Raw genomic sequence first — 21,459 nt, forward strand, 5'->3', positions numbered from 1 at the left:
TGCTCCTCCTGCCATGGCTACAGTTTAGCATAAAACGCCTCCACTGGCAATGTAAGCATCACAGGAAGCCCGTAAAATAAAATCAGGCAATACCGTACCAGGGCAATCGGCCCGACAAAGCAGGCCAGCACAATCAAAAGCATGAAAAGAAGCGTCACGCTCTCCTCCCGTCTCCTCTCCCTCATACAGCAGGCCAGGCTCCCAAGAAGAAGCCAGAACAGCATCCCTGGTGAAAACAGCATAGATATAAGAGGCACTCTCTGAGGAAGCTTTGTCAGCATCAGCTTCATAATCGCTGATTCCAGAAAAGGCAGGCGGCTGTCGCGCTCTCCCGGAGGCTCGGTAATAGGCGCAAAAAAGCTGCTTTCCCGGTACAATTCATAGCCCGGCAGATGATATTTGCTGTAATACTGCGTATATCCGTCCACGAAACCGTCCGGATACCAGTAGGCAAGCGTATTGTCCAGAAATGAACTGATATAGACTCCTGCATTTCTAATCCCGATTTTCAGCCAGAGCGCTGCATATTTAAGAGGCTCCTTCTCTATCTCTTCCATCTTCAGGCTCCCTTTCATCGGATCCGAGAGGCGCGGCTCATAGAATTGTTCCAGACGTTCTTTTGGAAGAATTTCAAACAACGTCTCCTTCTCGTCCGGACGGATATCCCCGCCGCGGTTATAGGCTCTAGCCAGTTGCTGCACCGGAATGCTGAGCATCTCCCGTTTATTCACTGGCTGTACACCAAGCAACTGGTAAAACGGCCAGGCATAAAAGCACCAGAATAATACAACGCAAAAACAGCTTATCACAAACGGTCTTTTCTTATATTTGTCCAAATTCAGATAAAGAATCAACGAAAAAACAACAAAAATATAGATACCTGTACTGCGCAGCACCACCGCAAACCAACTGACAACCGCCCACAATATATACTCCGTTTTCGCAATCTCCCTGTTTTTCATCATCCGGTAAATCAAAATAGCCTCAAGCAGGGCAAACGTCGTGAAAAGAACATCCTTTGTCGTACAGCCTGCCGTAACTGACACGACCGGAAAACATGCATACCAGATAAAGGCCAGGCACATCATCCACGGCTTTTCGGTAAGCTTTCCAATCCACTCCGTCACATAGCTGAATACAAACGATACAAACGCCATCTGCAGCAGGCAATACCCTGCAATTCCAAGATTATACCCCCCCAGGCTGTCCGAAAACTGTATCTGATCGTCCGTCATTCTCCACTTTTACAGCTAAACTAATATCAAAATCATTTGATGCATTCACTTTATTTTTATTTACTACCATATTTAGGATGTTATCCTCCACTTTCAAAATTGACTTTTGAGTTTTCGGACAGTCTCCCCCGCTCAGATTTCCAAGCCTGACTGTATTTCCCAGTATCAGCGTGTGCAGAACAGGATGATGCGATGTAAGCGCTCCTGTACGGATCTGTTCATATGCAAATTCCGCATCATAAGCAAATGCCCCTGGGTACAGGGCGAGCCAGACCGGAAGCCATGCCAGAAATATCCCGGCCCATATCCATCTGCGCTTTATCTTCAGACGCCTGCTCCCCGATCCCACGGTTCCCGGGCAGGCGTCCGGAATACATCGGTACCCCCACTCAAGCCCACGGGCTGCCAAAATACCAAAGACTGCCCACGCTCCCCAAAATTTCCAGGTACGCATGGGCAGAATGCCCGTGTCTGAAATCACTTTCCCAGCAAGAAGACAAAATGAATACGCCGCTCCGAGCGCATAGGAAAATGGGCTGATCGAAAAAGAGCTTCCTCTTAAATAAACCATCATAAAAACAGCAAACACAGCCAGATGCAGGGCGCTGTGGCTGAATCCGCCAACTCCCTCTGGCAACAGAGCTGGAAAGAAGCAGACTCCGGCATAGGAAAATACTGCTGCTGCCAGGAACGATTTTACTTTCTTTTTATCCTTACAATAAACATTTGTTATCATCTTCCGTACCTTTCAACAATCCTGTCAATCGCCACCCTTTATCTCCGCAGCTCTGTTTCGTAACATTTTTCCAGGCACAATTTCATCATTTGAAAATACCAGATACAGAACTGCCAAATATGGAACCGTCAGCAAAAACATCGGATAAAAATACCGGCTGTCCGAAAAACAGCACCCTAAAAATAAACCAGCCATATTGGCAAATGCAGGCAAAATAATCAACAGGTATTTACTGCGTTTTATCAGCATTAACACCACAGCGCTTATACCCCATAATACAAATCTCCCTCCCGCTTCTCCTTTTCCCAATACTGATCCCAGTATTCCCTGCCTGTATATTCTCCTGCTTTCATGATCAAAACCTCCCGTATTCCGCCTTGTTCCCGCCATTTAGCTCCTTATCTGCCCTTACGGCTGAATACCCACCTGTATACAAACGAAGTGCAATGATTTCCAAAACGGCTGCGCAGAGGAATGGACTTATCTGAAAAATCCCGGACACCTAAGATAAACTTTTGTGGATTTTGCCGGAGCAGCTTAGAGCAGCGGTCAATATCTTCTATATCATGCCGCCCGTCACAGTCACATTGGATCACTCCAATTGTCTCCGAATACCCTCCCTGGCCATCTCAGACAGGTAATAATTAAAGCCTGATTTATACGCCCTTCCCTGTCCCTCCTCCTATTTCCCGCACGCCAAAACGATCCTTCCGATCCGTTCCGCCTCTTCCGGCGCCAGTTCCGCATACATCGGCAGCGTCAGAACACGCTTGCTCACATACAGAGCCTTTGGCGTCTCATTTACATCGTATTTTCCATGGAAGCAGCTAAAGCTGTTTGTCAGCGGATAGAAATATTTTCTAGCAAAAATCCCTTCATCAGCCAGTCGGGCGAACACTTCGTTGCGGCTTGCCCCGAACCGCTTCTCGTCAAACACCACCGGAAAATAGGCGTAATTGGGTTTCACTCCGTCCTGCTCCGGGTTCAGGGTAAGCCCGTCCACTCCCTCCAAGAGCTTTCTGTAAATCCCGGCGACGGCCGCGCGCTTTTCGATCTCCTTATCCACATGCTTTAGGTTGCAAAGTCCCATCGCCGCGCAGAATTCATTCATCTTCGCGTTTGCCCCGATCCCGTCCACCACCTCCGGGCCGCGGATCCCGAAATTCTTCAGGCGGTACAGCTCCAGGCCGAAATCCGCATCCGTGTAGCTCACCGCGCCGCCCTCGATGGAATTGAACACCTTGGTCGCATGGAAGCTGAAGCAGGACGCGTCTCCAAAGGATCCGATCCCGCGTCCCTTATACGTCACGCCAAAGGTATGGGCCGCGTCATAGATGACCTTTAAGCCGTATTTCCCGGCAATCCTTTCTATCTCTTCCACGTCACAGATATTTCCGTACACATGAACCGGCGCAATCGCGCAGGTGCGATCCGTAATTAAGTCCTCGATTTTTGACACATCGATCGTAAAATCCTCTGGATTAATATCGCAGAAAACCGGCTCCAGCCCGTTCCGCACAATGGCATGCGTAGTGGAGGCAAACGTAAAGGGCGTGGTAATCACCTCGCCCTGTAAATGCATGGCCTGCATGGAAAGCTCCAGCGCCATGTGCCCGTTTGTGAAAAGCTCAATCTGATCCACATCCAGATAGGAGCATAATTCCTTTTGCAGCTTTTGATGCTTTTCCCCCATGTTAGTTAGCTGATGCGATTCCCAGATATCGCGGATTTCCTCTATGTATTCCTCCAGCGAAGGCATGGAAGAGCGGGTGACTAAAATTGGTTTGTTCATGGACTCTCTCCTTAAAAATTCTCATTCAAAAAAGCCCCGGCGCAAGCCAGAGCTTTTTATAAATCAATTCATTTCGTATAGAACATCTTTAAACTTCATGATATAATGATCCCGTTACCGCCCCTATACCGGTAAGGAAAGGGGGTGTACTATGTGAGCGCGCTTCAATCTCTTATTCACTCCGTATTGGCCAGTGTAGCCGCCTACTACCTGTGCAAGTGGTTAGACGGAGATAAATGAACGGTAACCTGACCCAAACGGTTTGCTTCTCCGCAAAAGAAGAAGAACCCCCGACTGTACCGCAAATACATTCGGGGGTTCGTTCTCTCTGTACTACATGAGCACTTCAATCTCTTTGCCTGTTGGCATTATAGCATATGCAGTTTTTATTTGCAATATGCCCCAAAAAATATTTGCATATCTGTCGCAACAACATGATAGCCGCTCAGATAATCTCTGCACGGTTACCACAGCTCCATTTCCATATAGACGCCGCTATCCGTATATCGTTTTGCAAAATGAAACCCGTTCCTCTCATAAAAACGGATCGCCTGCGCATTATCCCGGTTCACTTCCAGCTTAAGAAGCCTCATTCCCCTTCGACGCGAAAGGGCTCTGCACTCATTTAACAACCTCTGTCCGATATGCCGGCCCTGATAAGCCGTCTTTACGGCCAAAAGCGTGATATATGCGATCCCATCCCTCTGATCATTTGCGTAAAAAACAATAAAACCCAATATCTGAGAATCGTACGCGGCCATGAATTCTCCAAACGCATCGATTTTGCGGAACAGAGAATTAAAATCGTTTCTCTGCACCACAGAGGGATGAAATACAGCATCACACTCCCGTATAATCCACTTTTTGCTGTTTACATCCGATACCCGGCTAATGCAGTAATCCGGAATCCGGCTGCCGGGCTGCTCCCCTGTTACCCCCCCCCATTCTGTTTTTTCAAATTCATCCTTTAACAGAGAATAGATACGCAGATTCTGAAAGCCCCCGTTTTTATAAACCGCCTCCCGCTTCGTCCCTTCATATACAAAACCTGCCTTCTCATATAAAGCCCGTGCGCGCTGGTTGTCCTCCAGGACAGAAAGTTCAACCCGCCGCAGGTTCATATTGGCAAACGCATGGCGCAGCATAGTATGTACTGCAAATGTCCCGATTCCCTTTCCGCGGTTTATTTCGCTGCCGACCATGATATGAAACTGCGCCGACTGACTGATATAATCAATATCTGTCAGGCTGACGAGGCATAAAATGTCCTGATTTTCAGCCCGCGTAACGGCGCACCGTATGGCATTCCCCCGGCGGGCCATATAATCGTCATACCATTTCATATCCACATCCGGGCTGATGTAGCGGAACGGCGCTCCCAGGCAACAGATCAATTCCGGATCATTTCTCCAACGGTTGATCTCAGCCAAATCCGTCCGTTCCAATTCCCTTAAACGGTACATTTTATCTCCTCCAATACCTGAAACAGCTTTTCTGCCATATATTCCATATCTCCCCTGCCGTATCTCTGATCCACCGGAAGAGGAAGGATATCCTTTGCCATCCCATACTCCGGATCCGGCTTTCTGCACTGTTCTGATACATCCGGCCACAGCGCAGGGATATAGATTTTCTGCTCCAGCAGACGTTTTCGCACCCTGTCCCCGTCCGCAATCCAAAGCGGATACATAAACGCCCCCTGCGGAATCTTTAAGGACAGGCGGTTCAGCCTCTTTAGGCGCTCATGCAGATAAGAAAAGTTTTCGGTTCTGCGCCGCTTTACAAACGCATAATCAATGCCCCTTAAAAGATTCCCGGTCAGCCTGGACATCCGTTTCGCAGGCTCATCCGAAAAGAATTCGTTATTTTTTACATACTCCGGATAAAATTCCTCTGCCGCCCTCTCATATCTCCCAAGCAGAAACCGCATCCTGTCAAAGGACTCGTCCGCCGGCATATCCAGCCCCGACGCCGGGGCGTCCGTATACAGATACGCGCCATCCGGCACGCCAAAGAACTTCCGGCATGTGTACAGCGTATCCACGCCGTCCAGCGGCTTTTCAAAAAAAGCCTGGGCATTATCCACAATCACCTTTCCGGAATAAATATCACTCATATGTTCGATATATTCCCGCTCTGTCTGCCCGTAATAATTGACGAGATAAAAATACTCGTCTTTTAGCGGCATAACCGTATCCGCCCTGAAGTTTTTATTAATATGATAAAACCGAACGGAAACTCCATATTTTCTGCACACCTCATAAATCGATCCGCACAAAAAATATGGAAGCGCTATCTGTCTGATATCCTTAAGCTGTATCAGGCACGCCAGCGCACCGCGCCCGCAGTTCAGTGAAAGGCAGCCCGTATGGTACGCGCTGCCCCGGGACTCTTCCCACTCAATATAGCCTCCCATTTCCCGCATGGACATTCCCCCTTTTCTGTTATGATGTACTGCCGGAATCTCACAAGATCAGGCGCATAGGGATTCCGGGAGCGCATTTATGACGCATGCGCCAGTCCTTTCATATTCACTCAACAAGGTCGTACTGTGTCAGCATTTCCCGGATTCTCTCAACCGGATTGAACATCATCACATCAATGATGGAGAGATTTCCCTGAAACGGATGGCCAAACTGCTCATACCAAATATCGCCTGTCTCTAAAAAATACAATGTAATTCCGTACCTTTTGAATTCGTCCCCGCTGTACAGTTCTTTTCCGCCGATCGCATTCAGGTACGTATCCGCCCCAAGAATCCGGCAAATTTCCAGAACCTTTTCCTGTCCCTTTAACTCGTTATTTTTATGAATCTCCGATGAAACGGCCATCCTTGTCCCAATCCCAAGATAGCCGCACACGAGCTTAAGGGACTCTGTGATAAATCCGGCCAGATTCGTCTCCCCGCATGAAAACGCCGCTTCAAGCACAGGATATACGTCCTTAAAATACGGAGCTTTCCCGTAATTATACCAAAGCGTCTGCAATCCTTTTCCCAGAAGCCGGTCATTTTTGTTTACTTCTATCTCATTAATCTTTTTGTTTGGACTCGCGCCTGTCAGCGGCAGATTCAGATAATGGGGAGCGCCGCCCGCAAGAATCCGGTTCCGGTTAATCCATCCGCCCTTGATATAATTCACATCATCATAAATCACATACGTATCCACGGCATTCAGCAATTGCCAGTAGCCTATATAAGGGAAAAAATATGGCTGCATAATCCCAAGCTTCATGCCGCGCGCCTCTCTTCCCGCGTACAAAAAGCCGGCATATCACTCTCTAAATGTCCTTCCTCCCGAATTCTTGTTTTCATATCCCAATTAATACGGTTCATTACTCTCTCCTTTTATTTCCTGATTGAATCTGCAGAAACAATCTTCCTAATGGCTGATTCACTCCTGAAAAGCGCCCCGTTACCACTCCCGGAAAAATTCTATACATCCCTGTCTGGCATATATTACCTATCCTGACTAATATCTACAATCCCTCATACTTTCTTTTTTTATGCCTGTTATACACATGAAACAAAAGCTGTTTAAAAAATTTCATTTCATCCGTCCTGAAAATGAGCGCCAGCCCTGCATATACTACAATACCTGTTATTATCTTAATAATAAGCATAAAAAACAGATTCATTTCTATATATGATACCATGTGGACTGTCACTCCCATAACCGCTGCGATACAAAACCCTGGCAGGATATCCCTTATCTGCTGAACATAGCTGTAATTTAAAATCGTCTGATTGGGATATGCATTCATAAAAGCAGAGCCAATGGATATCAAAACTGAACCTGTTACAATTCCATATATTCCATACTGTATGGAACCAAACAATATCATTATACCGAATATTTTTTTCAAAACCTCTAATTTCAGATATATATCGCTTCTTCCTACGGAATTAATTGCCTGCAGATTTGCTGTATGAATCGGATACAAAACAAACTCCAGACATATGATCCTCATCAGCGGCACACAGGGCAGCCACGCTGCCCCAAATAAAATCAGGATACATTCCTTTGAAACCGCTATTAATCCAATCATCATCGGAAATAATACAAATGAACTCATCTTGACTGACTTTCGCATAAGATCTTTTAAAACGCTTTTATTCTCCTGCTCAGATGAATATACAGGGAACAGAACCGACTGCATCGCTCCGTCCACATTATTCACAATTAAACCCGGCAATTGTTCTGCACGGTTTAAATAGCCCAGTGTTTCTGCCGAAAAGTTTCTTCCGACCACCAGATTTCTTAAGTTTCTGTAAATTGAGTTGAGCAGGGACGCCAGAAGCAGCCTGCTTCCAAAGCGGAACAGCCCGCCAGCCTTCTCTCTGGAAAAACACAGACGCGGTTTCCATGGAACAATTTTCATTAAAAAAATGCAGATAACAACATTATACACTATCTGCTGAAAAATAAGCGCCCAGGTTCCCAATCCGGACGCCGCCAGAATAATACCGACTGCCCCTGAAATTACAATCGTATTCAGGCTCACTTTGAACAACTGGCGAAAAAGCAGGTTCCGCTGTATATATGCATTTTGAATCGCATTATATGCGCCTGGAAACAATATAACGCCTGCTGTCCTTAAATAAAGGCTTAAGCGTTCCTGATGATAAAACAATGCGATACCGGGAGCCAGAATGAACAATATGCTGTAAAATAAACAGGCCATCGCAAAACAGATAAAAAATGCCGATGTCATATCCTTTTCATCCACCTTATTTTTCTGAATCAGCGCCGAGCCAAATCCTCCCTGAACAAATACGGCTGCAATATTAATAAAAACCAACACAAGCGCAAGCATTCCATAATCATCCGGCGTCAGAAGCCTGGCCAGACAGATTTGAATAACAAACTGGATTCCCTGAACTCCGATACGCTCGCAAAATTTCCATATAAGGGAACTTATAATCCTACTTTTCTTTTCTCCATCCATCTTTCATTCTATAACCTGCACTATGCCATATCCCAGCCGTTACATACCGAAGCTGAGCCGCTGCGATAAAACCTCTGGCCAGATGCTGCCTGCTGTTTACATTTCTCTGGCTCATCTCACGGAGCCCAAAGTTCCTGTAATCTTCATTATTTTCAAAGCAACGCTGTGTCTGTCTGCATAAGTCCACATAGGCGTCTGCGTCCATATGTATCAGTTCTCTCAAAAACATCTCTATGGGTTCTCCCGGCATGTCAGATACGAGGCGTTCCCTCTGAGTCATATCTGTAAAATATCCGTATCCCTCACATTGATAAGAGTAATGCCTGACCGGAATTGATATCAGACCGCTGTATGCGCTGTCCATAATAGCTCCGGCCACGCCTACATGGACGGACGCCTGAGCAAAATATGTCGCCAGTCTGGACGGGGCAACCTCTCCCGCCAATTCTATATCCGCCCGGATCTCTTCCGGTAACTCTGAAACCTTTTTTCTTACGGCTGCCTCATCTCTTCCGTACCCGATTATAATTAACTTTAAGTCCGGCGTCTCGCTCTTTAACGCGCAAAAACTGTCTATCAGCCCAAGCAAATATGCCTTATGCGGAAAGACAAAACGGCCTACTGATAAAATGCAAAACGGCTTTCTTATGCTGCGCTCTCTGGCCTTCTCTTCGTCAAACGCGGAGGGAGTGGAGCGCAGGCTTTTTACCAGCATTTCTTTCCCGTAAATGCTTTTATATCCATATCTCTTTTCAAACGCTTTCATATGGCTCTCGTTTACATATATGATATTCCGGTTGCGATCCATTGTCTGAATGGTTCTTCCAATATACCTCTTCGCCATCTTTCCCAGAACACGTGGAATCTTCTTTTCCGGAAATACTTCTTCAAAATGTGGGATCCAATAAAATGTATTCATATGGCAAAGATGATAATGCATCTTTATCTTTTCCAACATCGCATATTGATACAGGTCAAACGCATATGCTATGATCTCTTCATCAGCATGAAATAAGCCGCTTAATCCCTTATGCCACCCCCAGCGATGAATATCGATTTCTCTCACCGTCACATATCCATCCAAAAAGTCAGGTTTAAAATCATCGCAGATCACCGTCCCATAAAGTTTTAAAAAGATTATTCGATAACCTCCCTCCTTCAGCCATTTTACGAGACGATCCAAATATACCTCGATCCCGCCGACTCCCATATTACACTTGATAAATAAAAATACAGGTTTCCTGTTCCTTCTCTCAGCCATCTCCTCATACACTCCGTTCCCGCGGCATCTTAACAGACATCGTTTGCATTATCAGAAATACCATCCCAAACCGAATGGCATATCTGTAAAAATGAGTCAGATTATTTCCCCCCAACAAGAGCATCATTACAAATGTAACGTAATAAAAAAAATATTTTAAATAGTAATTGGCAGTTCCTTTCGCCATTTTCTCCAGCTTCATTGTAAGCATGGCAAAAAAACAGGGAATGACAGGAGCGCATATATAGCCAAAATACAGCGCTCCCTGACCTACAGAAGGCAGCAGTTGGTCGCTGCGGCCCGTAAATCCCCAGAAAACATCGTTAAAAGCCACAACTGACGACACACCAGCCATTCCGGAAAAAAATGAGGAGATAAACGGCACTGAGCGAAAAAAATCGGCTGCCAGATAGATTTGATCGGACGTTTCCTTCAGCAAGCAGGCTGCTGCGACATTCGCTACACCCCCAAAATAAGCATTAAATATCTGCGACAGTTCATATAACAAATTTCTGTTTTCTCCGGCGAAAGCTCCTCCTTTTCCCAGTAATGCAACGATCACAAATAAAATCCCTCCTGCAGCGATCATTGGAATATATTTTCTGACTCGCTCAAAATAAAGAGCGCAAATCATTATTAAAACAGCCACGGCCGCAAAAACCGTATTCGCATTTTCTCCTGTCATGACAAAAAACAGGCATCCATCCACTAATAACATGTAAGCAATCGCCCTTGCCTCATGCTTCCTCCCATATTTATTGTGAATTTTTACCACGAAATACGCAGGAAAAATAATCTGTACAAGTGTAAAAATCGCTCTCATTAAGGTATCGACTAATCCAAGCGGTTCACGGCCTGATACTCTCCATGAACGCACCGGGATATAAGTTTCTGGTTTTCCAATTTCCAGAATTGTATGGAAGCGTCCTGATAAACTTGGATAAACTGCAAGTATCCCCCCAATCAGTAAAATCATCAGAGAGATTGTGATTCTGAACAAAACTCCTGGCTTAACAGAACTCTCTCTTTTTTTCATTCGCCTCTCTGAAGCTGACGACATAATTAACAGAGTGTATACGCAGGTCGTCTCATAAATCATCAGCAGAATCGCTTTATCAAAGTATAAAAAAATCTCTGTATTTTTTGTCATAATCTGATAGTTTCCCAGCATTAAAAAAAACGGATTCAGCACATCCTTTAAAAAATACATTCCCACGATCCCAAATATGCTGATACTGCCGGACATCCTTTTCACCAATACCATCGTTCCCATTGTATAACATGTATACAAAAGGGGAAGGAGATACAAATGTGAAATATAATGTTCCGCGTTCCTGTCTATATATAAGATCATTGCAATAATCAGGCCAGCCACAGACAGCAGCGCCGCAAAAAACAAATAGTATATCTGTATGGTTCTTCTCATTTTTATCTGCTTTCATCCTTCTTCGGTTTCGTTCTGTCAATTGTTCTTTGGATAACCTCCATCCACTTCCCCGCAATCATTTCCGGCTCTACCTCACTTCTCAGCTTTTTTGCCTCAAAACTGATTTTTCTCCTTAAGTCTTCATCAGAAATCAGGGCGGTTGTCTTTTCTTCCAATTTCGGCTCATTGTCAGTATCCACCAGCAGTCCATTCTCTCCATTCCGAATCAGCAATTCTGCTCCCCCGCCTTCAAAACGTGTGCTGATGCACGGGATTCCCATGCACATGGCTTCTATAAGGGCGTTTGGAATCCCCTCATATCTGCTCGAAAAAAGAAATATGTCCATTTTTCCCATCTCGTTTAAGATATCCCGGCTTACTCCCGGAAACTCCACCCTGTCTCTTACGCCCAACTCCTCTGATAATTTTATCAGCGCCTCCTTCTGGCTCCCCTCTCCCCATATAACAAGCCGTAATTCGGGAAAATCATCCTTTAAATTCGCCATAAGCCTGATTAGCATCGAAAAATTTTTGGATTCCTCCAGCCTTCCCGTCGATCCAAGGAGCAATACCTCATCCCGAATCGTATACTCAGGGATCTCATCCACCGGAATCCGAAATGGATTCATGATAATATACGAATTCCCTTTATTCCGGAGCCCAAAATACTCCCTTTGTTCTTTTGTCTGGCAGACAACCGCGTCTGCCCTGGAATACGCCCATTTGCACAGCCGGTTCAACCCAACTGTCCCCTCCATGTTCTTTCCCGGAAAGGAACGCTCCGAAGCGATGACCGGAATCCCTGCCGCTTTTCCCAGAAAAACGGCCTGAATATTAATATAGTTTTGAAAACTTATCAGAATATCCGGGCGATATGATTTCAGAAGCACAAGGATGCGCCGAAGCTGCCTGACCTTCCGTGCCAAAAAGCATCCTCTTCCTACTCCGGTATAAACAACCTCAATTTTCCTGTCAAGTTCATATCCCGCCTGCTTTTTGTCTCTTCCCATGCACAGAATCTTCACACGATGGCCCTGTCCGGCAAATATATTGGCCAGTGTGGCAATTACCCTTTCCGCGCCTCCTGTACCCATACCGCCTGTCAAAAAACACAGGGCTAAACCATTCTGACTGTCGTTTCCCATCTTTTTATCTACTCCACTATGATGTCTGGCGCTGGTTTGACAGGTCTAAATAAAAATCTGTCAGCCATTTTGATGTTTCTTTGATATCATATCCGCGTTCTACAATAAGCTTTTGAGTATCTGTTTTCTTCCATGACTTATATTTCAGTATTTCTTCTGCCCATATCTGTGTACCGGCCCCAATTGGCAGACGTTTCGCCGAATTATTTATAATAACTTCCTCTGTAACCGCATCTGACAAAATACAGGGAATACCCGCCGCCTGAGCCTCAATCGCCGAAACCGGCAATCCTTCATACAAAGAGGGCATCACAAATACATCCATCATCTGCAGAAAGTCCGCTACATTTTTCTGCATGCCTGCAAACACCACCCTGCCCTCCAGCCCCTTTGCCCTGACCTGTTTCTCAATCTCCATTCTCAGTTCTCCGTCTCCCACTAAAAGAAGGCGGCTGCTATCATCTATATGTACCACTTTTTCAAATATATCAATCAGCTTCTTATGATTCTTAGGCGTGCTGAAACGTCCCACGTGCCCGATCACAAAGTTACCGCTCATCCTCCACTTTCTTTTCATCTGTTTCTCTTTTTCAGGATTATACCGAAACGTGTCCGTATCAACCGCATTTTTTAACAGATAATAGGAAGAAGACTGAAGAATCCCCAGGCCAAACAGCCACTTTGCCGCCGCATCCGAACATGCGAAGTGATAGTCCGCAATTTTTCCAAGAGGAAGCTCCAGTATCCGCTTGATCATATATTGTATTTTTTTATCTCTGCTTTCCACCGTACTATGACTGTGCGCAATTGTAATCAGCCCATGTTTTTTTGCTATGTACAAATAAATGGAAGCCGTACTCCTTATATGGCTGTGGATGATTTTATATTCTCTGTTTTCATCAAAAAAATCATTCCACCTTTTTATATATAACCACATCGATTTAAGAGAAAGCTTTGGAATATAATAAATATGTCCCCCCAGCTCCCTTATCTCCTGGTCAAACATCCCTTCTGCCTTCTCAAATACAATAAAGTCAAACTGTATCCGGCTTTGATCCATATTTCTGTACAGATTCATAATCATCGTCTCGGCTCCCGCCCGGTTCAATTGATTGAATACCTGGAGCACTCTCACAGGAGTTTCCATCTATATATTCTCCTTATACCACTGAATCGCCGCCTCGATTCCTCTCTCAAAGCTCCATTCCGGTTCATATCCGAGCATACGCTTAGCCTTTGATATATCCGCATTGCTGTGCCGGATATCCCCCGCCCGCTCCGGCCCGAACACCGGCTCCACGTCTTTTCCAAGCGCCTCTGCCAGTTGGCGGTAGATATCAATCAGGTATTCCCTTCCTCCATACGCCACATTAAAAGCCTCTCCGGCCGCTTCCGGCGGCGCCAGGCAGGCTTTTAAATTAGCCTCAATCACATTTTCAATATACGTAAAATCACGGCTCTGCCTCCCGTCCCCGTTGATCACCGGCCGTTCGTCATTCAGTAGCTGGCGGATAAATTTCGGTATCACAGCCGCATAAGCCCCGTCCGGATCCTGCCGCCTTCCAAATACGTTAAAATACCGGAGGCCATATGTATCCAGCTCGTAAAGCGTTTTGTACAGCCGCCCGTATTCCTCGTCCACCCGCTTTGTCAGGGCATAGGGCGACAACACCTTCCCCTCCTGCCCTTCCCTTTTGGGGAGCTGCGGGTGATCGCCGTAGACCGAAGAACTGGAGGCGTACACAAACTTTTTCACCCCCTGCTTTCTGGCCGCCTCCATCATGTTCAGCGTGCCGCCTATATTCACCTTTTCATAATACTGCGGCATCTCAATGCTGCGCGGCACGCTCCCCCACGCCGCCTGGTGCAGTACATAATCGACGCCCTCGCAGGCTTTCACACACGTCTCCGGATCCGTAATATCGCCTTCCAGAAAGGTATAATTCCGGTGTCCCTGAAACATGCTCACATGCTCCCTTTTTCCTGTTGAGAGGTTGTCCAGGCAGCGCACCCGGTATCCCATGTCCAATACCGCCCCGCACAGATTGGAACCGATAAACCCCGCCCCGCCGGTGACCAGAAAAAGGGCGTTGTTTTCAAATTTCAAATTCTTATATCCCATAATCCCACCGCGTCTCCTTCCTGCCGCTGCAGTAATCCGGCATACATTCGCCCTATAATCTCCAGTACAGATACCCGGCTTCCTCCAGCTCCTGTTTATTAAGCATTCCCTTTATATCAAACAGGACTTTCCCCGCCGCTTCCTCCCTATAAAAACCGTCCAGCGTTTTCAGGGAAAGCGCTTTATATTCCCGGTGCGGGACCGCCAGGAGCACGGCGTCCATGCCGCGGATCTCCTCCTGTCTGGTAAAATGGATTCCATACAGGCGTTCAGCCTCTGTTCTGTCCGCCTGCGGATCGGAAATGGCCGGCTCAATCCCATACGTTTTCAGCTCTCTCACAATGTCAATCACCTTCGTGTTGCGCGTATCCGGGCAGTTTTCCTTAAAGGTAAAGCCCAGAATGGCAACCCTGGCATTTTTTACGGCGATATCCGCCCTGATTAAATGTTTGATCAGGCTTTCCGCCACATATTTCCCCATATCGTCATTGATCCGGCGGCCGGAGAGGATAATCTGGGAGTGGTAGCCAAGCTGCTCGGCCTTGTACGTCAGATAATACGGATCCACCCCGATACAGTGGCCTCCCACCAGCCCCGGCTCAAATTTGAGAAAATTCCATTTTGTCCCGGCCGCCCTTAAGACTGCCTGCGTATCAATGCCCATCCGGCTGAAAATAATGGAAAGCTCGTTCATGAAGGCAATATTGATATCGCGCTGGCTGTTTTCAATCACCTTGGCCGCCTCCGCCACCCGGATGCTCTCCGCCCGGTGCACGCCTGCCTCCACGACCAGCGCATAGACGCAGGCAACCTCTTCAAGCGTCTCCGCATCCATGCCTGACACGATCTTTGTAATGCTTTCCAGACGGTGAACCTGATCGCCCGGGTTAATCCGCTCCGGCGAATAGCCGATTTTAAAATCCACGCCGCGCTTAAGGCCCGATTCCTGCTCCAGAATCGGGGCGCAGATTTCCTCCGTAACGCCCGGATACACGGTGGACTCATAGACCACAATGCTTCCTCTTGTCAGGTTCCTGCCAAGGATGCGGCTGGCGCTCTCCACCGGGCTCAAATCCGGCGTGTGATCCTCCTTTACCGGCGTCGGCACCGCCACAATATGGAATTTTGCCTCCCGAAGCCTTGTCTCATCGCTTGTAAACATGACCCGGCTCCCCGCGACAGCCTCATCCCCCACCTCATGGGTGGGATCCACTCCCCGCCTGTAAAGCTCTATTTTTTCTTCATTTACATCAAACCCGATCACCGGAACCTTTCTGGCAAATGCCACTGCAATCGGCATTCCCACATATCCAAGTCCGACTAAAGACAGCGTTTCCTCACCGGAAACCAGTCTATGATATAGGCTCATCGTTTTTCTCCTCTCTGATCCGCCTTATTTCCTTTAAATACGCCTGTATGACGATTGTCCTGTCAAATTCCTTTTCCATCTTTCTTCTGGCCCGGATCCCCATTTCTTTCTTTTCCTCATAGGAAAGCCCGATAAACGCAAAAAAAGCCTCTGTGAGGCTTTCCACGCTTCCGGCTTCAAAACCCAGTCCCGTTACTCCCTCCTCAAAAATCTCCATACAGCCCGGAATCCGGCTCGCCAGTACCGGTCTTCCGCTAGACGATGCTTCCAGAAGGACATTGGCCATCCCCTCATGATACGATGGAAGCACCAGGGCAGAGCATTCCTTTATCAGGGCATGCGCATCATCCTGAAAACCCAGATAGGTCAGAATCCCGTTTTTCTGTGCGTTTTCCAGAAGACTCTGATAATTTTCCTCACATTCTCCGGCTATCTTAAACCTCACATCCGGGCGCTTCTTTTTAACGCGTTCTGCGGCCGCCACCAGCTCTTCAATTCCTTTTTCTTTCATAATCCTGCCCATAAACAGAAACTCCACAGGCACTGTTTTATCCGGATATGTTTCAAACAGATGCTCCTCTGTATTGACTCCTGAACCGGGAATCTGGATTTCCCTTTTTCCCCCGATATGAAGGTCATGCATTTTTTTCCGGTTTGCACTATTTTGAAAAAACAGGCAGGACGCCTCCTTTAACGCCAGCCTGTACAGAAAAACAGATATCGCTGAAATGACCCCGCCTCTTTCCAAAGCGCTGCCTAATCCGGTAATATTCGCCATATACTTTTTTCTCAATATCCTGCATGCAATTCCTCCATAGATATTGGGTTTGATCGTATACGTCAGAACCATGTCCGGATCCGTTGTGCGGATTAAATGAATATAATTTTTTAATAAAGCGAGATCCTTTACCGGATTTGTCCCGCGTCTGTCTATTTCAGTTTTCACAAAGAAGCATCCCATCCTCATCAGCCTGACCGCCATCCCGCCTTCCGGCAGGGCAATCAAAACTGTGTGTTTTTCATCCAGGAGTTTTTGCAGAAATTCTTTCCTGAAACGGTATAAGCCCACATCGTTATTTGTCAGTATTAATATTCTCATCCTGTGTTTTCTCTGCCGGAATCCCTGTATAAATTCTCTTTTCCTCTATATTCTTTACCACCGCCGCGCCGGCTCCCGCTATGATGTCTCTTCCAACCTCGATCCCCTGTTTTACACAGCTTCCAATCCCCAGCCAGCTCCCGTCTCCGACCCGTACCTCCCCGCCCGGATGTGCGTCCCTCTTTGCGGGAGATTTTGGTCAAATGAGCGCGGCGCAGCGGGCTGTGTTAAGCCAATTTCACCTGAATATAGCGCAAATCGGGGATTTCAGATAGCGGAAGGGATGTTTCAAACACGCTCCGGTACGTTTCAACTGTATTTGATCACCTTCGCCGGATTCCCTACTGCCACGCACCGCTCCGGTAGATCGCGGATCCCGACTGTCCCGGCCCCGAGCACCGCCTCTTTTCCGATTGTGATCCCCTGTATCACATGGCTTCCCGTCCCAATCTCGCTCCCTTCTCCGACAAGGACACAGCCTGACAGGTTCACACTGGGATACAGCGTGACAAATGACTCCAGTCGCGCGTCGTGCCCGATCGTACAGTCCAGGTTTACGATGCAGAAATCCCCGAGCTTGATATCGACCGTTAAAATCGTTCCTGCGCAGAGGATGTTCCCTTTTCCCATCCGGATCGATCCGGAATAAAATACAGATGGATCCACAAGGTTTGGGAATCTTAAGTTTCCATGCTGCAAGAGGCGCTCTATCATGCGTTTGCGCACTCTTCCGGAACCGATCGCGCAGGCCGCGTATAGCGTTTCCTGTTCCGCGCGCCGGCACAGCCATTCGATCCCGCCCAGCACCGGACAGCCCGCGATCCGGCTTCCCGCTTCCAGTCCGTCATCAACAAAGCCGAGAAGATTCCAGTTGCCCTGATTATCCGGACTATCCTGCTTATTACGACTGTCTGGGTTATCTTGGTTATTCTGAGCGTCTTGGTTTTTTCCTCTGACAGGCGGCTGCATGCCCTGAGCTTCATTGATCCGCTCTATCAGCCATTTTACTTCCCGGCCAAAACCTCCGGCCCCGATAATCACAATCCCTTTTTCATTTTTCATTTCCCCGGAACGCCTCCATAGTCGCACTTCCCTCTGCCTGAATCCCATCCCTTTTCAGCACGGTTTTTATGGTTTCCACACAAATAAACACATCCATCCAAAAGGAAAGCTTTTCTGTATACAGAACATCCCAGCGGAATCTTTCCTCCCAGCTTATGGCATTCCTGCCCTTTACCTGCGCAAGCCCTGTCAGTCCGGGCCTTACATCGTGACGCCGCATCTGGCTTTTGCTGTACAACGGAAGATAGTCCGCCAAAAGCGGCCTGGGCCCCACCACGCTCATATCCCCCTTCAGGATATTAAATAACTCCGGCAGCTCGTCCAGGCTGCTTGCGCGCAGGTTCTTTCCAAACGACGTCAGCCGCTTTTCATCCGGCAGCAGCGCGCCGCTTTCGTCCCTGTCATCCGTCATGGTGCGGAACTTGTACATCCAAAAGAGCCTGCCCCCCTTTCCGGGCCGCTGCTGCCGGAATACAACCGGAGTCCCAAGCTGGATTCTCACCAGGAGCGCCGTCGCCGCCATAACCGGCCAAAGCGCCAGGATTCCCGCGGCTGACAGGATAACGTCAAGCAAACGTTTGAAATAATCTCTGTACAGCCCCCCGGACAGGCGGCTGTATGCGCCCTGACCGGGCCGGACGCTCCCTGCGCTCTGTATACGGTTCCGTTTCCGGACGGCGCTCCTGCTCTGAGGCCCGCTCATCTCCCGGACGCCTCCCGCACTGTTTTCCGTATTGTCTCAATAATCCGCTCCATATCTCCGTCCGTATTTTTTATGTCGCTCGGCAGGCAGAGCCCCCGCCTGTAGATGTCCTCCCCGACGGAAACTCCGTTCCGGCTTTCTGTCCGGATGAAATCATGGCCCCCATACACCGGCTGCAGGTTCATGGGCTTCCATATGGGGCGGCTTTCAATATTTTCTCTTTCCAGCGCCTCCAGAAGCGTCAGGGGCGTCACGCCGGCCCTGACTAAATCCTGGTTCAGCGTCAGGCAGGACAGCCAGTTGTTCGCCTCCCCGTCCGGATTCAGCGGGTTCATGGAAATCCCCGGGATATTGGCCAATGCCTCTTTATACTGCCGATAGATCTCCTGCTTCTTCTCCTTATACGCATCCAGCGTGCGCATCTGTCCCCGGCCGATCCCGGCCACGATATTGCTCATGCGGTAGTTGTAGCCGATCTCTTTATGCTCGTAATGCCTCGCCGGCTCCCTGGCCTGGGTGGCCCAGAAGCGCGCTTTTTCGACCGCCTCCTTCTGAGCAGACAGAAGCATTCCGCCGCCGGAGGTGGTGATGATCTTATTTCCGTTGAAAGACAAGATGCCGTATGCGCCGAAGCTGCCGCATTTTTTCCCCTTATAGGAACTCCCCAGCGCCTCGGCCGCGTCCTCGATGAGGACTGCCCCATGTCTCCCGCAGACGGCAAGGATTTCGTCCAGCTTTGCCGGCGTGCCGTAGAGATGCGCCAGAATGACCGCCTTGGCCTGCGGGTACTTTTTAAAGCCCTCCTCCAGGGCATCCGGGGACATGTTCCAGGTATCCGCCTCAGAGTCAATAAAGACGAGCTTCCCCTGCTCGTATGTAACCGGATTGCATGTGGCCGCAAAGGTCAGGGAAGAAGAAAATACCACATCTCCCGGCCCCACCCCCGCCAGCTTGACCGCCAGATGCAGGGCGGCCGTCCCGGCGCTTAAGGCCGCGGCATGGCCGGAACCGGTGTAGGCGGCCATTTCCGATTCAAATTCATCCACATTTTTCCCCAGTGGCGCGACCCAATTGGCGTCGAACGCCTCCTTTATATATCTCATCTCATGCCCATTCATGGTGGGGCTGGATAAATAGATTTTTTTGTCTTTCATATCGGTTGCCCTATCATTTTCCATGTGTGCGCTGCCTCCTTCTTATGTGCTGTTTCTTTTGAATTTTTCCCAATTTCTTCAGGATGTTCATTCTAATCCGGATCCTTCCCCACTACCCGGATCCCGGCCTGGATCCGCCGAAGTTCTCCTAAAAAGGGGATTTCTATGGTCACGCTGCGCTTTCGCAGCCTTTTTTTCACGATCTGATCCAGATAATCCTTCAGAAAACCGCCTGCCTCTGTGATTTCCCCATCCGCGCTGACCCGGACGGGCGAGCGGCGGACGAGACATTCTTGGCCGTCTCCTCTTCCTTCCCCCATCATACGGCAGAGAAGAGCCTGCTCTTCTTCTGTCACCGTTCCGAATACGCCGTCGTTCCCCAGAAGGCGGGAAAGTCGGTTCACCTGCTTGAGCGACAGGAAAAATGCTTCCGGCGCGTCGGTTTCTGCAAACACATACGACGGAAACAGGGGCTTTATATACGTCTTATAGCCGCCCCTAATCCGCCAGACACATTCCTGGCGGATCACAAAGCACCGCTTATAGCCTGACCCGCACAGAACCCGGTCTATGGCATCCACCAGTTCCTGCTCCCTGCCGGTTTCTGTCTGTATCACATACCACATGGCATCGCCCCTCCTGATTTCATCTGCGTCCGTTCCAGGGCATGCTTCGCCCCTCCGGCGCGTCCTGCCGCTGTCGCCCCGGATTCCTCCTGGCGGCCTGACGTCCCCTTTCGGAAATCACCCGTCCTGCTTTATGATCCATCGTTCAACCGTCCATGGCATAGACCACAGACTGCCTGTTCGATTTATTTTTTCACGATCGTCCGGTTCCCGGTTTATGGCCGCTCCCTCCGGACATCAGCGGATCCCGCTCCAGCGTCACCCCAAACAGCACGGACTGAATCCGGTTAAACAAAGGTGTCTCCACAAGTGCAAACCGCCTGTGTAGGTTCAGCCTGATGATCCGATCCAAATATCCGCCCAGGATCCCGTCTGCCCTGATGATCCGGTTGTCCATGTCCAGGGTCAGTCTGGTCACGCCCATAGGCCGTTCCAGATTATCCCCGCATACATCTTTCAAAAACGCCAGATCAGCCGCTTCCACAGGAGTGACGGATGGAAACTGCGGAAAATCCCCGGACCTTTTAAGCTCCCGCTCCAGCGCTTCGGGACAGGCTGTCCTGACAAATAAATAACCCGGAAACAACACATCCTCCGGAAAGTGAAGCGCCCCGCCGGAGCGGAATACCTTTACCTTCCTGAGAACGCGGCACTCTTTAAACAGCCCGGGCGTTACGGCCCGCTTCATAAGATCAGCGCCCTCCTGTTCCCTTCCCGGAACGGTCTTTAAAACATACCATTGTTCCATCTGATATATCCTTTCCGGCATTTCAGCCATCTAT

General features: G+C 48.4%; 20 protein-coding genes and 1 pseudogene. 1 reads left to right on the plus strand and 20 read right to left on the minus strand.

All coding sequences use genetic code 11. The annotated features are described in order from the left end of the window. Positions 1-17: 17 nt before the first annotated feature. The 15 genes from NFS31_RS03660 to NFS31_RS03730 all read right to left on the minus strand — a co-directional run bounded on the left by NFS31_RS03660 (position 18) and on the right by NFS31_RS03730 (position 17,132). The gene (locus NFS31_RS03660) at positions 18-1,235 is read right to left on the minus strand and encodes a DUF6020 family protein (protein ID WP_251491725.1); all 1,218 of its coding nucleotides are present in this window, start codon (positions 1,233-1,235) and stop codon (positions 18-20) included. Further along, positions 1,189-1,971, minus strand: a complete 783-nt coding sequence (locus tag NFS31_RS03665; RefSeq protein WP_251491727.1) for a hypothetical protein — start codon at positions 1,969-1,971, stop codon at positions 1,189-1,191. Before NFS31_RS03665 ends, NFS31_RS03660 begins: the two co-directional genes overlap by 47 nt. 24 nt (positions 1,972-1,995) lie before the next feature. Beyond that, entirely contained in the window at positions 1,996-2,361 is a 366-nt protein-coding gene (locus NFS31_RS03670) for a hypothetical protein (protein ID WP_251491729.1), read from the minus strand. Between the two features lie 292 nt (positions 2,362-2,653). Next, on the minus strand, positions 2,654-3,763 hold the full coding sequence (locus NFS31_RS03675; protein WP_251491731.1) for a DegT/DnrJ/EryC1/StrS family aminotransferase: 1,110 nt from the start codon (positions 3,761-3,763) through the stop codon (positions 2,654-2,656). A 464-nt stretch (positions 3,764-4,227) separates the two neighbouring features. Next, positions 4,228-5,226 (minus strand): GNAT family N-acetyltransferase, encoded by a 999-nt coding sequence (locus NFS31_RS03680; protein ID WP_251491733.1) that lies wholly within the window; start codon positions 5,224-5,226, stop codon positions 4,228-4,230. Further along, entirely contained in the window at positions 5,214-6,188 is a 975-nt protein-coding gene (locus tag NFS31_RS03685; protein WP_251491734.1) for a hypothetical protein, read from the minus strand. The genes NFS31_RS03680 and NFS31_RS03685 overlap by 13 nt, the downstream gene beginning before the upstream one ends. 106 nt (positions 6,189-6,294) lie before the next feature. Further along, the gene (locus NFS31_RS03690) at positions 6,295-6,996 is read right to left on the minus strand and encodes a WbqC family protein (RefSeq protein ID WP_251491736.1); all 702 of its coding nucleotides are present in this window, start codon (positions 6,994-6,996) and stop codon (positions 6,295-6,297) included. A 244-nt stretch (positions 6,997-7,240) separates the two neighbouring features. Then, positions 7,241-8,710, minus strand: coding sequence for a lipopolysaccharide biosynthesis protein (locus tag NFS31_RS03695; RefSeq protein WP_251491738.1), 1,470 nt, complete (start codon positions 8,708-8,710; stop codon positions 7,241-7,243). Continuing rightward, complete coding sequence (locus tag NFS31_RS03700; RefSeq protein ID WP_251491740.1) at positions 8,688-9,971, minus strand: glycosyltransferase family protein; 1,284 nt, start codon at positions 9,969-9,971, stop codon at positions 8,688-8,690. The genes NFS31_RS03695 and NFS31_RS03700 overlap by 23 nt, the downstream gene beginning before the upstream one ends. Before the next feature lie 4 nt (positions 9,972-9,975). Then, a complete protein-coding gene (locus NFS31_RS03705) occupies positions 9,976-11,397 on the minus strand; it encodes a hypothetical protein (RefSeq protein WP_251491747.1) in 1,422 nt (473 codons plus the stop codon). A 2-nt stretch (positions 11,398-11,399) separates the two neighbouring features. Continuing rightward, entirely contained in the window at positions 11,400-12,542 is a 1,143-nt protein-coding gene (locus NFS31_RS03710; RefSeq protein WP_251491749.1) for a glycosyltransferase, read from the minus strand. Positions 12,543-12,558: 16 nt separating this feature from the next. Continuing rightward, positions 12,559-13,689, minus strand: a complete 1,131-nt coding sequence (locus NFS31_RS03715; protein ID WP_251491751.1) for a glycosyltransferase family 1 protein — start codon at positions 13,687-13,689, stop codon at positions 12,559-12,561. After that, complete coding sequence (locus NFS31_RS03720; RefSeq protein WP_251491753.1) at positions 13,690-14,664, minus strand: SDR family oxidoreductase; 975 nt, start codon at positions 14,662-14,664, stop codon at positions 13,690-13,692. 52 nt (positions 14,665-14,716) lie between these two features. Further along, a complete protein-coding gene (locus tag NFS31_RS03725) occupies positions 14,717-16,033 on the minus strand; it encodes a nucleotide sugar dehydrogenase (protein ID WP_251491755.1) in 1,317 nt (438 codons plus the stop codon). After that, complete coding sequence (locus NFS31_RS03730) at positions 16,017-17,132, minus strand: glycosyltransferase family 4 protein (RefSeq protein WP_251491757.1); 1,116 nt, start codon at positions 17,130-17,132, stop codon at positions 16,017-16,019. Before NFS31_RS03730 ends, NFS31_RS03725 begins: the two co-directional genes overlap by 17 nt. Before the next feature lie 169 nt (positions 17,133-17,301). Between NFS31_RS03730 and NFS31_RS27360 the strand changes: the two are divergent. Next, positions 17,302-17,385: pseudogene (locus NFS31_RS27360) on the plus strand (DUF6783 domain-containing protein); the annotation flags it as partial. A 56-nt stretch (positions 17,386-17,441) separates the two neighbouring features. Here NFS31_RS27360 and NFS31_RS03740 read toward each other — a convergent pair. The 5 genes from NFS31_RS03740 to NFS31_RS03760 all read right to left on the minus strand — a co-directional run bounded on the left by NFS31_RS03740 (position 17,442) and on the right by NFS31_RS03760 (position 21,425). Further along, the gene (locus NFS31_RS03740; RefSeq protein ID WP_251491759.1) at positions 17,442-18,194 is read right to left on the minus strand and encodes an acetyltransferase; all 753 of its coding nucleotides are present in this window, start codon (positions 18,192-18,194) and stop codon (positions 17,442-17,444) included. Further along, the gene (locus NFS31_RS03745; protein ID WP_331482465.1) at positions 18,184-18,897 is read right to left on the minus strand and encodes a sugar transferase; all 714 of its coding nucleotides are present in this window, start codon (positions 18,895-18,897) and stop codon (positions 18,184-18,186) included. Before NFS31_RS03745 ends, NFS31_RS03740 begins: the two co-directional genes overlap by 11 nt. Then, positions 18,894-20,075 (minus strand): aminotransferase class I/II-fold pyridoxal phosphate-dependent enzyme, encoded by a 1,182-nt coding sequence (locus tag NFS31_RS03750; protein ID WP_251491761.1) that lies wholly within the window; start codon positions 20,073-20,075, stop codon positions 18,894-18,896. The genes NFS31_RS03745 and NFS31_RS03750 overlap by 4 nt, the downstream gene beginning before the upstream one ends. A 68-nt stretch (positions 20,076-20,143) precedes the next feature. Beyond that, on the minus strand, positions 20,144-20,677 hold the full coding sequence (locus NFS31_RS03755) for a transcription termination/antitermination NusG family protein (RefSeq protein WP_251491763.1): 534 nt from the start codon (positions 20,675-20,677) through the stop codon (positions 20,144-20,146). Between the two features lie 193 nt (positions 20,678-20,870). After that, the gene (locus tag NFS31_RS03760) at positions 20,871-21,425 is read right to left on the minus strand and encodes a transcription termination/antitermination NusG family protein (protein WP_251491765.1); all 555 of its coding nucleotides are present in this window, start codon (positions 21,423-21,425) and stop codon (positions 20,871-20,873) included. Positions 21,426-21,459: the final 34 nt, after the last annotated feature.

Source organism: Otoolea muris, from assembly GCF_943193115.1.
Taxonomy (GTDB): domain Bacteria; phylum Bacillota; class Clostridia; order Lachnospirales; family Lachnospiraceae; genus Otoolea; species Otoolea muris.